The 12,994-nt window shown below is 68.3% G+C and carries 12 protein-coding genes and 1 pseudogene; 5 read left to right on the top strand and 8 right to left on the bottom strand.

Translation table 11 applies throughout. The features are described 5' to 3' along the window. The 6 genes from B551_RS03250 to def form a co-directional block, all read right to left on the bottom strand. Positions 1–746, bottom strand: a 746-nt coding sequence (locus B551_RS03250) for a DUF4390 domain-containing protein (RefSeq protein ID WP_023263472.1), incomplete at its 3' end; no start/stop codon positions are given. Between the two features lie 4 nt (positions 747–750). After that, a complete protein-coding gene (rsmB, locus tag B551_RS03245; RefSeq protein ID WP_023263471.1) occupies positions 751–2,136 on the bottom strand; it encodes a 16S rRNA (cytosine(967)-C(5))-methyltransferase RsmB in 1,386 nt (461 codons plus the stop codon). 259 nt (positions 2,137–2,395) lie between these two features. After that, positions 2,396–3,256 (bottom strand): zinc metalloprotease HtpX, encoded by an 861-nt coding sequence (gene htpX, locus B551_RS03240; protein WP_006579767.1) that lies wholly within the window; start codon positions 3,254–3,256, stop codon positions 2,396–2,398. 163 nt (positions 3,257–3,419) lie between these two features. Further along, the gene (locus B551_RS03235) at positions 3,420–4,070 is read right to left on the bottom strand and encodes a LysE family translocator (RefSeq protein WP_006579766.1); all 651 of its coding nucleotides are present in this window, start codon (positions 4,068–4,070) and stop codon (positions 3,420–3,422) included. A gap of 44 nt (positions 4,071–4,114) precedes the next feature. Further along, positions 4,115–5,119 carry a methionyl-tRNA formyltransferase gene (gene fmt / locus B551_RS03230; RefSeq protein WP_006579765.1) on the bottom strand — a complete coding sequence of 335 codons (1,005 nt, stop codon included), beginning with the start codon at positions 5,117–5,119 and terminating at the stop codon, positions 4,115–4,117. Positions 5,120–5,282: 163 nt separating this feature from the next. After that, positions 5,283–5,789, bottom strand: coding sequence for a peptide deformylase (gene def / locus B551_RS03225; protein ID WP_006579764.1), 507 nt, complete (start codon positions 5,787–5,789; stop codon positions 5,283–5,285). Between def and B551_RS25975 the strand changes: the two genes are divergently transcribed. From B551_RS25975 to B551_RS03210, 4 genes are all read left to right on the top strand, one after another. After that, positions 5,788–6,444 carry a hypothetical protein gene (locus B551_RS25975; RefSeq protein WP_157071902.1) on the top strand — a complete coding sequence of 219 codons (657 nt, stop codon included), beginning with the start codon at positions 5,788–5,790 and terminating at the stop codon, positions 6,442–6,444. The two genes, def and B551_RS25975, sit on opposite strands and share 2 nt — an antisense overlap. A gap of 20 nt (positions 6,445–6,464) precedes the next feature. Further along, positions 6,465–7,622: a DNA-processing protein DprA gene (dprA, locus tag B551_RS03220; protein WP_006579763.1), complete on the top strand. Its 1,158-nt coding sequence runs from the start codon at positions 6,465–6,467 to the stop codon at positions 7,620–7,622. Positions 7,623–7,731: 109 nt separating this feature from the next. Continuing rightward, positions 7,732–8,157 carry a thioredoxin family protein gene (locus B551_RS03215; protein WP_006579762.1) on the top strand — a complete coding sequence of 142 codons (426 nt, stop codon included), beginning with the start codon at positions 7,732–7,734 and terminating at the stop codon, positions 8,155–8,157. A gap of 213 nt (positions 8,158–8,370) precedes the next feature. Then, positions 8,371–11,058, top strand: a complete 2,688-nt coding sequence (locus B551_RS03210) for a DNA topoisomerase III (RefSeq protein ID WP_023263469.1) — start codon at positions 8,371–8,373, stop codon at positions 11,056–11,058. A gap of 93 nt (positions 11,059–11,151) precedes the next feature. Here the strand turns inward: B551_RS03210 and B551_RS03205 are convergent, their stop codons facing one another. Continuing rightward, positions 11,152–12,111 carry a LysR family transcriptional regulator gene (locus tag B551_RS03205; protein ID WP_006579761.1) on the bottom strand — a complete coding sequence of 320 codons (960 nt, stop codon included), beginning with the start codon at positions 12,109–12,111 and terminating at the stop codon, positions 11,152–11,154. A 192-nt stretch (positions 12,112–12,303) separates the two neighbouring features. On the opposite strand from B551_RS03205, the gene B551_RS03200 reads away from it, so the two are divergent. Further along, a complete protein-coding gene (locus B551_RS03200) occupies positions 12,304–12,570 on the top strand; it encodes a hypothetical protein (protein WP_006579760.1) in 267 nt (88 codons plus the stop codon). A gap of 244 nt (positions 12,571–12,814) precedes the next feature. On the opposite strand, the pseudogene B551_RS26400 reads toward B551_RS03200, so the two are convergent. Beyond that, positions 12,815–12,994 (bottom strand): annotated as a pseudogene (locus tag B551_RS26400) (hypothetical protein); the annotation flags it as partial.

Below are 12,994 nucleotides of genomic sequence, written 5' to 3'. Positions count from 1 at the left end.
GCTGGTCCGTTCGCCGGTGCTGGCGTCGGCGCGGCGGGCGAAGCAGGGGCAGCGGGCACGGGAGGGGGCGGCGGTGCCGGCGGTGCTTCGGCGACCGGCGTATAGGCAAAGCGCCGCCAGTCGGACGACAGGTTCCAGTCGCGCGTATTGACCGCATTGATCTGGAACGGCTTGGGCAGTTGCGACAGGTCCAGCCGCATGCGGACCTCGGCCTGGTATGGCACGCCGAGCTTGACGTCGCCGCGCTCGAACACGCGCCAGCCACGCACCTGCTTGATGAAATCGAGCGCGCCCTTCAGGCGCATGAACGGCAGCTGCAGACCGCCGGTCGAGACCCGGTACTGCCGCGTCAGCGGATGGAACGTCAGCCGGACGCTGCGGCTGGTGCTGACCGGCTTCTCGTCGAACCAGTACCAGCGCGGTCGGCTCAGCTGGAAATCCACCGCGAAATACAAGGGGATGCCCTTGTGCAACGCGTCCTCCAATGCCGGCGACAGTTCGAAGTCGAAGGCGGCGTTCAGCTCGAAGCCGCCGTCGTGATATTCGACGCGCGCCTCGCGCACCTCGATATTTTGTGCCTGGCCGGCGCGCGGCGACAACGCGCCCGCGCAAAGGACCAGCACCATCAGCAGCAGCCAAGCCAGCCGGCGCAGCGCGGCCACGCCGATATCGGCATGGTTGGCTGCGGATCCGCACGCCTTGTCGTCATGGGCACGGAGGACGGACAAGCGAAGCGGTACGAGCATCGGATCAGAGGCGTTTCTGGAAGCGGGCGTAGAAGAAACCGTCGTGGTCCGACGGCAGGCCATCGTGGCTGCCTGTCCCGCCATCAGCCACGCCATTTGGGATGCTGCCGGGCAGCAGCTGGCCGGGCGCCTGCAATCGTATCGCATCTGGTAGCTGGGCACCAAACCAGCGCGCCTGCTCCTCGCCCTCCGTTGGGAAAATAGAACAAGTCACATACACCAGAATGCCGCCCGGCTTCAGCAGCGGCCACAGCTGCGAGACGATGCGGCGTTGCTCGTTGACGAGCTTGCCCAGATCGCTTTCGCGGCGCAGCCAGCGGATATCGGGATGGCGGCGCACGATGCCCGAGGCCGAACATGGAACATCGGCCAGGATGCGGTCGTATTGCTTGCCGTCCCACCATGCCTGCGGCCGGCTGGCATCGCCGATCACCACCTGCGCACGCTGATGCAGCCGTGCGAGATTCTCGTCGATGCGCTGCGCGCGCACGGCATCGCTCTCGACCGCGGTCAGCTCCACATCGGCCAGCTCGAGCAGATGGCCGGTCTTGCCGCCGGGCGCGGCGCAGGCATCGAGCACGCGCTGGCCATCGGCGATCTCGAGCAGTGGCGCGGCGAGCTGGGCGCCGGCGTCCTGCACCGAGACTTCGCCGCTGTCGAAGCCGGGTACCTGCGCCACCGGCAGCGCGCGCGCGAGGCGTACCGCCTGCGTGCCGACGCGCTGCGCGCCGATGCCCGCGGCGGCAAGCCGGGCCAGATAGTCGTCGAGCGACACGCGGGCGGTATTGACCCGCAGCGTCATCGGCGGGCGCTCGTTCGCGCTGGCGGCCAGCGCCTGCCAGCGGTCGGGATAGGCCTCGCGCAGCAGCCGCAGCCACCACGACGGCAGGTTCCAGCGCGCCTCTTCGTCGCGGCGCACTTCGGCCAGCAGCGCCTCGCGCTCGCGCAGGAAGCGCCGCAGTACCGCGTTGACCATGCCGCGCGCATGCGCGGACTTCGGATCGGAAGCGGCGGCGTTGACGGCCTGGTCCACCACGGTGAAAGCTGCGTAACCGCCTTGCCCGCTGCCCTGCCCGCCGTCCTGTCCTGGTTTCTTGTCGCCTTCGATCAGCAGCGTCAGTGCGACCGCGAGCAGAGAATCGACCAGCGCGCCCGGCGGGCGCGACACCATGCGCGTGACCAGCGCACGCACGGTGCCGAACTCGCGCACGGTGCGATAGGCCAGGTCCTGCAGCGCGCCGCGCGCGCTCGCGTCCCGCGTACGCTCGAGCCGGTACTGCGCACAGGCGGCGTCGATCGCCTGCGGCAGCGCGCTGCCTTCATTGACGCCACGCACCGCGGCCGCGGCGGCGAGCATCTGGAAGGCCAGGGAATCGGGAGGCAAACGCATGGATCGGACACCGTGAGGAAAAACGAACAAACAAGACGCGGCAATGCGCGCGGAAATGCAGGCGCGCGGAAATGCAGACGCGCGGAACTGCGGTCGAGGCGCGCTGCGCGAGGTCAACGCGCAGCGCCTGCGGCATCGCGGAGGGTATCCGCGGCCATCGCGTGGACATCAAAAAGCCCGCCGGCTCGAAGCGAGCACGGCGGGCAGTTTACCTTGTCGGCGCCGACCGACCGCTGTGGCGGCGGGCGCGCGGCTCCAATCAGACCGGATAGGTACCGGTCTGCGCCATCTGCATCAGCCGCGCGACGCGCTCCTCGGTGGCAGGGTGCGTCGAGAACAGATTGGCGATGCCGCCGCCCGACAGCGGGTTCAGGATCATCATTTGCGCGGTGGCCGGATGCTGCTCGGCCGCCTGGAACGGAATGCCGCGCGCATAGCGGTCGATCTTGTCCAGCGCCATCGCCAGCGCCTGCGGATCGCCGCTGATTTCGGCTCCCCCGCGGTCGGCCTCGAATTCGCGCGCCCGCGAAATCGCCATCTGGATCAGCGACGCGGCCAGCGGCGCCAGGATCGCCATCGCGATGCTGGCGATCGGGTTGGCCGGGCGGCCTTCCTCGTCGCGTCCACCGAAGAACATCGCGAAGTTGGCCAGCGCGGCGATCGCACCGGCCATGGTGGCGGCGATCGTCGAGATCAGGATGTCACGATGCTTGACGTGCGCCAGCTCGTGGGCCATCACGCCGCGCAGCTCGCGGTTGCTCAGCACGCGCAGGATGCCGGTGGTCGCGGCGACCGCGGCGTTCTCGGGATTGCGGCCGGTAGCGAAGGCGTTGGGCGCGTCCTCGTCGATCAGGTAGACGCGCGGCATCGGCAGGCCGGCGCGCTGCGCCAGTTCCTGCACCATGCCGTAGAACTGCGGGGCACTGGCCGCATCGACTTCCCGCGCGTTGTACATGCGCAGGACCATCTTGTCCGAGAACCAGTACGAGAAGAAATTCATGCCGAGCGCCATCAGCAGCGCGAACATCATGCCGCTGCGGCCGCCGATCATGCCTCCGATGACGATGAACAGCGCCGTGATGGCCGCCATCAGCATGAAGGTCTTGACCCAGTTGAACATTGCCGTGGTCTCCGTGGTAACGCCGCCGCGCGCCTGGCGCCCCCTGCTGGTCCGGCGGTATTGCCGGCAGATCGGGGCGCCCGCGCGCGTCGCGCGATGACGGTTAGATAGGGTCCGGAGCGCTAAATTCAATGCCGGCAAGGGCTTTTTGCCGGCGGCGGCGCTAGCGCTGCGTCATCGCCAGGCGCGCGCCCAAGCCGATGAAGGCCACGCCGATGACGCGGTCGAGCCAGCACTTGAGCCGCGGCGCTTGGCCGGCCCGGCGCGTCAGCGTGCCGGCCATCCACGCGACCGCCACGGTCCACACCGTCGACATCGCCACCATGATCGCGCCCAGCGCGAGGAAGGCCAGCGTCTGCTGGCCGGCGCGCGGATCGACGAACTGCGGGATGAACGAAACGAAGAACAGGATCACCTTCGGGTTCAGCACGTTGGTCAGAAAGCCCTGCATGAACAGCGCGCGCAGGCCGCGGCGGTCGGCGGCGGCGGCCTGCACGGTAGCCTGCGCGCCGGATGCCGGCCTGCGCCAACTCGACCACAGCAGCTTCAAGCCCAGCCATGCCAGATAGGCGCCGCCCGCGTACTTGATCACCGTGAACGCCACCGGCGAGGCGGCCAGCACCGCGGTCAGCCCGAACGCGGTCGCCAGCGCATGCACGCAGCAGCCGGCGCTGACGCCGAGCGACGACATCACGCCGGCGGCGCGGCCCTGCGCCACGCTGCGGCCGACGATATAGGCGGTATCCGGGCCGGGGGTCACGTTCAGCAGGAATACGGCGCCGATGAACAATGGCAGGTCGAGGATGCCCAGCATGATGGTCGGTCCTTGCGCAAATTCGATCGCCGAATTATGCCGGGTTATGCCGCACCGTCGAGGACCACGCAGCGCGTGCCGGCCGGCAGCAGCGTGCCCTGCAGGAAGGCCTGCGCGGGAAGGCGCCTGCCACCGGCCTTCTGCAGCTCGGTGATGCGCAGCGCGTCTTCGCCGCAGGCGATCACCACGCCGTTCGCGTCGGCGGCCAGCACCGTTCCCGCCGCCGCGTCGGCGTGCTCGGGCGCGCGTGCCAGCGGCTCGGCCTGCCAGCACTTGATCGCCGCGTCGCCGATCTGCACGCTCGCGCCGGGGAAGGGATTGAATGCGCGAATCTGCCGGGCCAGCTCCACCGCAGGGCGGCGCAGATCGAGCCGCGCCTCGTCCTTGCCGATCTTCTCGGCATAGGTGATGCCATCGTCCGGCTGCGGCTCGGCCGGCAGCGTGCCGTCGGCCGCCAGCCGGCGCAGCGCCTGCACGATCATGCGGCCGCCCAGCGCCGCCAGCGTGTCGTGCAGCGCGCCGGTGGTGGTGTCTTCCCCGATCGGTACCGCTTCGCGCGCGATCATCGCGCCGGTATCGAGGCCCTCGTCCATCTGCATCAGCGTGATGCCGGTCTGCGCGTCGCCCGCCTCGATGGCCCGGTGAATCGGCGCCGCACCGCGCCAGCGCGGCAGCAGCGAGGCGTGGATGTTCAGGCAGCCATGACGCGGCAGCGTCAGCACCTCGGCCGGCAGGATCAGGCCGTAGGCGGCGACGACCATCACATCGGGCGTCCGCGCGGCCAGCGCGTCGATCGCGGCGACCGCCTCGTCGGGATACTTGCCATGGCGGCGCAGCGAGCGCGGCTGCAGGATCGGACCGAGCCCCTGGGCCAGCGCATGCTGCTTGACCGGGCTGGCCTGCAGCTGCATGCCGCGTCCCGCCGGCCGGTCCGGCTGCGTCAGCACCGCGGCCACCGGAAAGCCGGCCTCGACGATGGCGGCGAGCGCGACGCGCGCGAATTCGGGCGTGCCGGCAAAGGCGACGCGCAGAGGGGCGGGGCTGGTCATGGAACGCTCCGGCTGGACGGTTGGGCCCGGGTTCGGCTTTGACTGGGCTCTGACTGGGCTCTGAAAGGCAACACCGGCCGCGAAGGCGGCCGGTGCGGGGACTGCAAGCGAGGCATCAGCATAGCAAACCCGCTGCCGCGGGCTGCCGCTGGCTGGCGCACGGTCACATGCGAGTGCGCGCGCGCTTCTGCAGCTTGGACTTGATGCGGTTCAGCTTCAGCGGCGACAGGTATTCGACGAAGACCTTGCCCTTCAGGTGGTCCATCTCGTGCTGGATGCAGACCGCCAGCAGATCGTCGGCCTCGAGCTCGAACGTCTCGCCGTTCTCGTTCAGCGCGCGCACGCGTACGCGGTCGGGACGCTCGACGCGGTCGTAGACCTCGGGCACCGACAGGCAGCCCTCTTCCCAGACCTTGCGGTTGTCGCTGGCCCAGACGATCTCGGGATTGATGAAGACGCGCAGCTCGTCGCGGGTCTCCGAGATGTCGATCACGATGACCTGCTCGTGCACGTCGACCTGGGTCGCCGCCAGGCCGATGCCGGGGGCTTCGTACATGGTTTCCGCCATGTCCTTGACCAGTTGGCGGATGCGGTCGTCGACCTGCGCGACGGGCTTGGCCACGATGTGCAGGCGAGGATCCGGGTAGGTGAGGATGTCGAGTTTGGCCATGGTGCTGATGCGCGACGCCGTGTTCGTCGTGGCTTGCCGCTGCTGTCGGTTGGGCCGTTGTCGCATTGTCGCGGCAGGGCCCATGTCAGCAAAATCGGGGCGCGAACGGAAAAAATCAAGGCGCGCCGGCGGTCGCTGCGCGCTTTTGGGAGTACCCCAAGGGGTCAATCCGGCCAAGGCATCCGACCGGCTCAACAAAGTGCGCGATCTTACCAAAGAACCTCAGGCAGCGCCGCGATGGCGGCAGTGTTGGCCATGGCGGCCGTGGCGCCGCCTGGCGCTGGCGGCTGCCGGGCTGACGGCGGCCCTGCCCTGTGGCGCAGGCCCCACCATCGTGGCACTTCCGGATGGACGGCAGTTCGGCGCCGCCGGCGATCTTGCTTATGTGCTTGATATGCCGCTTGATGCCTCGGTGGGCAGCCGCTGGCAGGTGTGCGCGCCATCCGGCGCGCACCCGGAAGACGTGCGACGCGGCGAAGCCATGCCACGGCAGCTCCGGGATACGCCGGCGCGGAATCTGGGTACGGTCGAACTGGTGTCGCCACCTCGAGCGCCGGGCGCTATTGCGATCGTCACCGTGGTGACATCCGTTCGCGAGGTGACGCCGGGCAGTGTTCTGGTGCCTTTGCCGAGCGTACAACCCGAAGTCGAATAGACAGCCTGTCGAGCCCGCCCATGCCAGAACCGTGCTCCGCTACCGATGGCCGCCCCGCTGCGATCGACCCGGGCGAGGTCGCGGCCTGGCTGCGTCTGGAAGCGGTGCCGGGACTCGGCCGCCGCACCGCGCGGCTGCTGCTGGACAAGTTCGGCCTGCCGCAACAGGTGCTGTCGGCCGGGGAAGCGCAGCTCGCGCGGTGGCTGCCATTGCCCGTGGCCCGCGCGGTGCGGGCGCAACCGGATCCGGCCCTGTCGGCGCGGATCGAGCGCACGCTAGCGTGGCTGCGCGAACCCGGCCACCACCTGCTGACGCTGGCTGACCCCGGCTATCCGCGTGCGCTGCTGGACCTGGGCGACCCGCCGCTGATGCTGTACGCCCACGGCCGGCTGGAAAGCCTGCGCGGTCCGGCGCTGGCGGTGGTCGGCGCGCGCAGCGCCACCGTGCAGGGCGAGCGGGACGCGCAAATGTTTGCGTCGGCGTTCTCGGCCGCGGGGATCGCGGTCGTGTCCGGCCTTGCGCTCGGCATCGACGCGGCCGCGCATGCCGGCGGACTCGGCGGTCCGGGCGGCACCATCGCGGTGGTCGGTACCGGCCTGGACCGCTGCTATCCCGCTTCACACCGGGCACTGGCTCAGCGGATCGCGGCCGAGGGGCTGCTGCTCAGCGAGCTGCCGCTGGGCACGCCGGCCCGCAGCCAGCATTTCCCGCAGCGCAACCGGCTGATCGCGGCGCTGGCCCGCGGCGTGCTGGTGGTCGAGGCGGCGCTGCGCTCGGGCTCGCTGATCACCGCGCGGCTGGCGGCCGACCTCGGCCGCGAGGTGTTCGCGGTGCCCGGCTCGATCCACGCGCCGCTGGCGGCGGGTTGCCATCGGCTGATCCAGCAGGGCGCCAAGCTGGTGGAGTGTCCGCAAGATGTGTTCGACGAACTGGGGCTGGTCAAAGGCTCAGGCGCCGTCGCCAGGCCTGGCGCGATGGCGTGCGGGACGATGGGCGAGCTCCCGTGCGGCCGCACCGATGCGCTGGGCACCGCGCTGGCGTACGATCCGGTCGATCCCGATACGCTGTGCGCCCGTACCGGGCTGCCGCCCGAGGCCGTCACCGCTGCACTGCTGGAACTGGAATTCGCCGGCGCGGTCGAGCGGATGCCGGGCAATCTGTACCGGCGTCTGACCTAGCCGCCGGAGCCCGCGGCACGGCGGATGGCCGGAGTCGTTACAATCGCCGTTCCCCGTGCCTGACCGGATGCTCGATCAAGCGCACGCAAGGCTCATGTTTGGATCACCGATGGCCGTTTACTTTCCCGAACGCGATGCGGCCGCGATCGCCGCGGCGCTGCGGGCACATCCCGAGGGTCGCCTGGTGGCGTGCCTTTGCGCCGAGTGGTGCGGCACCTGCCGCGACTATCTGACGGTCTGGCGCGAACAGGCGGCGCGCCATCCGGACGACTGCTTCGTCTGGGTCGATATCGAGACCCATGCCGACGCATTGGGCGATATCGATATCGAGAACTTCCCGACCGTGCTGGTGCAGGATGCCGCCGGCGGGGCGCCGCAGTTCTATGGCACCTTGCTGCCCCATGCCGACACGCTGGCCCGCTTGCTGGGCCGCGGCGCGGCCATGCCGGCCGGCGCAGAAGCGCCGCCGGATCTGCTCGGCTGGTTGAATCCTGACGGATCCGGCCGGTCACAGCAGGGAGAAAGCGGCGTTTGAAGCTCGCCGGGGCCGCGTCTGAACGAGGCGGGAGCCCAGTCCCGGCCCACGATAAGGCGCGAAGGCGGCGATGGAACTCGCCTTGCACCGTTGTCAATACCCCGCTTATTATTGGCGCCTCATGGCCCCCCGGGGGGCTCAAGTGCGCTGTTTACATATTAGTGCTGTGCCAAACGCGGTCCGCCAAGGGGCGGCCGGCAAGGATTCCCACCCATGTCCAAAGCTCTCATCATCGCGGAAAAGCCATCGGTCGCGGCCGATATTGCCCGTGCGCTCGGGGGCTTTACCAAGCATGACGAGTATTACGAGAGCGACGATTATGTGCTCTCGTCCGCGGTCGGCCACCTGGTGGAAATTGCCGCGCCGGACGAATACGAAGTCAAGCGCGGCAAATGGAGTTTCGCCAATCTGCCGGTCATCCCGCCGCACTTCGACCTGCGTCCGATCGCCAAGACCGAATCGCGGCTGAAGGTGCTGAACCGGCTGATCAAGCGCAAGGACGTCACCCGCCTGATCAACGCCTGTGACGCGGGGCGCGAGGGCGAGCTGATCTTCCGGCTGATCGTGCAGCAGGCCAAGGCCAGGCAGCCGGTGCAGCGGCTGTGGCTGCAGTCGATGACGCCGCAGGCGATCCGCGACGGCTTCGCCAGCCTGCGCGAGGACGCCGAGATGCTGCCGCTGGCCGACGCCGCGCGCTGCCGCTCGGAGGCCGACTGGCTGGTCGGCATCAACGGCACCCGCGCGATGACCGCCTTCAACAGCAAGGGCGGCGGTTTCTTCCTGACCACGGTGGGCCGGGTGCAGACGCCGACGCTGTCGATCGTGGTCGAGCGCGAGGAGAAGATCAAACACTTCGTGCCGCGCGACTACTGGGAAGTGCGCGCCGAATTCATCGCCGCGGCCGGGCTGTACGAAGGCCGCTGGTTCGATCCGAAGTTCAAGAAGAACGAGTTCGATCCCGAGGCGCGCGAGTCGCGGCTGTGGAGCGAGGCCGAGGCCAAGAGCATCGTCGCGGCGTGCCGCGACAAGCCGGGCACGGTCTCCGAGGAGTCCAGGCCGTCGACCCAGCTGTCGCCGGCGCTGTTCGACCTGACCAGCCTGCAGCGCGAGGCCAACTCGCGCTTCGGCTTCTCGGCCAAGAACACGCTGGGCCTGGCGCAGGCGCTGTATGAAAAGCACAAGGTGCTGACCTACCCGCGTACCGATTCGCGCGCGCTGCCCGAGGACTACATGGGCACGGTCAAGGAAACGCTGGACATGCTGGCGGACAGTTCGCCGAACTACCTGACGCATGCGAAGAAGATCCTGAGCAGCGGCTGGGTCAAGCCGAACAAGCGGATCTTCGACAACAGCAAGATCAGCGATCACTTCGCCATCATCCCGACGCTGCAGGCGCCGAAGAACCTGTCCGAGCCCGAGCAGAAGCTGTACGACCTGGTGGTGCGCCGCTTCCTGTCGGTGTTCTTCCCGGCCGCCGAATACCAGGTGACCACGCGCATCACCGAGGTCGCCGGCCACCACTTCAAGACCGAAGGCAAGGTGCTGGTCAATCCGGGCTGGCTGGTGGTCTACGGCCGCGAGGCCCAGGGCGACGACGCCAACCTGGTGCCGGTGGCCAAGGACGAGAAGGTCCGCACCGACAAGGTGGAGCCGGTCGGCCTGACCACCAAGCCGCCGGCGCGCTACAACGAAGCGACGCTGCTGTCGGCGATGGAAGGCGCCGGCAAGCTGGTCGACGACGACGCGCTGCGCGAGGCGATGGCGGGCAAGGGCCTGGGCACGCCGGCCACGCGCGCGGCCATCATCGAAGGACTGCTGACCGAGAAATACCTGGTGCGCGAGGGCCGCGAACTGATTCCGACCGCCAAGGCGTTCCAGCTGATGACGCTGCTGCGCGGCCTGGGCGTCGAGGAACTGACGCAGGCCGAGCTGACCGGCGAGTGGGAACACAAGCTGGCGCAGATCGAGCGCGGCCGGCTCAAGCGCGACGAGTTCATGCGCGAGATCGCGCAGATGACGCAGCAGATCGTCAAGCGCGCCAAGGAATACGACAGCGACACCATCCCCGGCGACTACGCGACGCTGCAGACACCGTGTCCGCAGTGCGGCGGCCAGGTCAAGGAGAACTACCGGCGCTTCGCCTGCACGGCCTGCGAGTTCTCGATCAGCAAGATCCCGGGCGGCCGGCAGTTCGAGATCGACGAGGTCGAGACGCTGCTGCGCGACAAGGAAATCGGGCCGCTGCAGGGCTTCCGCAGCAAGATGGGCCGCCCGTTCGCCGCGATCCTGAAGCTCGCGCGCGACGACGACGGCAACTACAAGATGGAGTTCGACTTCGGCCAGAACGAGGACGACAACGACGGCGAACCGGTCGACTTCAGCGGCCAGGAGCCGGTCGGCACCTGCCCGAAGTGCAGCGGCTCGGTGTTCGAGCACGGCATGAAGTATGTCTGCGAGAACGCGGTCGGGTCGCCCAAGTCGTGCGACTTCACCACCGGCAAGATCATCCTGCAGCAGGAGATCTCGCGCGAGCAGATCGGCAAGCTGCTCGACCAGGGCCGCACGGACCTGCTGACTGGCTTCAAGTCCTCGCGTACCGGCCGCAACTTCAAGGCCTATCTGGTCAAGCAGCCGGACGGCAAGATCGGCTTCGAATTCGAGGCGCGCGAGCCGAAGGCGGGCGCGAAGACAGCGGGCGCCAAGACGGCCGCCGCCAAGACGCCAGCCAAGTCGGCAGCCAGGACGGCGGCCAAGTCGTCAGCCAATACGGCAGCCGAAGCCGGCGCGTCGGCCGGCAAGCCGGCAAGCAAGACCGCCGCCAAGGTCGCGGCCAAGGCGGCCAGCAAGACTCCCGCCCGGAAGACCGCTCGCGCCAAGACGACGGCCAGCGCCAACGAATAAGCCGCGGCATCCGAGGCCCCGCACGCGGGCCTCGGTCTTTCGGCGTGCTCGCCGGTTGTTCCGGGTTTGTCCTCGTTCTTCTTCGATCTTCGGCTAGTTCGCCGCCTGACTGCCCGCACCGGTCACCGCGGCGGTGTCCACCGGCCCGCCCGCTCCGTCCGCACTCTTCTTCTTCCCCTCTTCCAGCAGGAAGTCGATGAAGGCCCGCGCCTTGGTCGGCAGGAATTTGCGGCTCGGATAGACCACGCTGATGTCGCGGCGCGGCAGCTGGTATTGCGGCAGGATGTGCTCGAGCAGGCCGGCTTCGATACTGGGCCGGGCCAGATACGACGACAGCATCGCGATGCCGAGGTTGGCCAGCGCCGCCTGGTGTGCCAGTTCGGCATTGCTGCAGACCATGCCGGGCCGGATCGGCACGGTCACCTCGCCTTCCGGACCCGACAACGTCCAGGCGTGTTCGGCATTGGTCAGACGCATCGCGATGCAGCGGTGCTGCGTCAGTTCATGGGCATGGCGCAGCGGCGCGTGGGCGCGCAGATAGCCGGGCGACGCACACAGGATCACCTCGGCGGACAGCAGCGGGCGCGCCACCAGATGCGAGCCCAGACCGAGGTCGGACAACACGATGCCGACGTCGCGGCCCTCCTCGACGATATCGATGCTGCGGTCCGACAGCAGCACATCGAACACCACGTCGGGATACATCTGCTGAAAGCGCGCCAGCATGTCGGGCAGCAAATGTAGGCCAAACATCACAGGCGTGACGATCCGCAGGGTACCGGACAGCGACTGGCTGCGCGCGGTCACCACCGACTCGGCTTCCTCGACGTCCTCCAGGATCTGCTGGCAGCGCTGCAAATAGGTTTCGCCAGCATCGGTCAGCGACAGGCTGCGGGTGGTCCGGTTCAGCAGCCGGGTACCCAGATGGCTCTCCAGGTCCGCCACATAGCGGGTCACCACCGCGTTGGACATCTCCAGTTGCTGCGCCGCACGGGCGAAGCTGCCAAGTTCGACGACCTTGGCGAACACGCGCATCGATTGCAGCCGATCCATTGCACAGTCTCCCTTTTTTCTTCCCCATTTTTCCACAGCTTGGGGTTTTTGTTGTTCTTTATAGAACTAATCATTGTGTGCGGTAATGTTTATTCATATAAGGGAAATGCCTAATATGCAGCCATCGGATGCCGCACTGCAGCGAAATCCCGCCGCGGCGGACGTCCTCCCGAACAGAAAAAAGGACACATCATGACGATCTCCCGCTTTGCCCTGACCGCCGCCGCCACCGCCCTCGTCGCCACGCTGACCGCCGCTCCAGCGTTCGCCAAGGCCGGCAAGTTCGATCCGTACACCGACGGCGCCAAGGCCGGACAATTCGACGTGTTCAGCGAAGGTGCCCGCCAGGGCAAGTTTGACGTCTTCACCGAAGGCGCTCGCCAGGGCAAGTTCGACGTGTTCACCGAAGGCGCCCGCCAAGGCGAATTCGACGTCTTCACCGAAGGCGCCGCGCGCTAAGTCTGCCTCCCCCTGGACCGCTTCCCCGGCGGTCCCTCGATGCCCGTGCTTCGGCACGGGCATCGTCGTTTACGGCGCGCGAACCTGTCGCCCCCGCGAAAGCGGGGGCCCAGCGTCTTGGTGCGCATGCAAAGCCGCTGGGTCCCCGCCTGCGCGGGGACGACAACAGCAGGCAATCCGCCGCAAACAAAACGGGCCGCTTGCGCGGCCCGTCGAACTTGCTGTCAGGGTGCTGCCCCCGCGCTCAATCGTCCCAATCACGATGGCCGCGGCGGTGGTGGCGATGCTTGTGCTTGTGCTTGCTCTTGTAATAGCCGCGGTCGCGGTAGTAGCGGTCGCGGTCGTTGGCGTACGAGTTGCTGCGCGAGATATTGCCGCCCAGCGCCGCGCCCGCGCCGCCGCCCAAGGCCGCGCCGACCAGGCC

This window comes from Cupriavidus sp. HPC(L), assembly GCF_000307735.3.
Classification (GTDB): domain Bacteria; phylum Pseudomonadota; class Gammaproteobacteria; order Burkholderiales; family Burkholderiaceae; genus Cupriavidus.
Note: the sequence above shows the minus strand (reverse complement) of the source record. Positions and strands in the feature narration are given on the sequence as shown.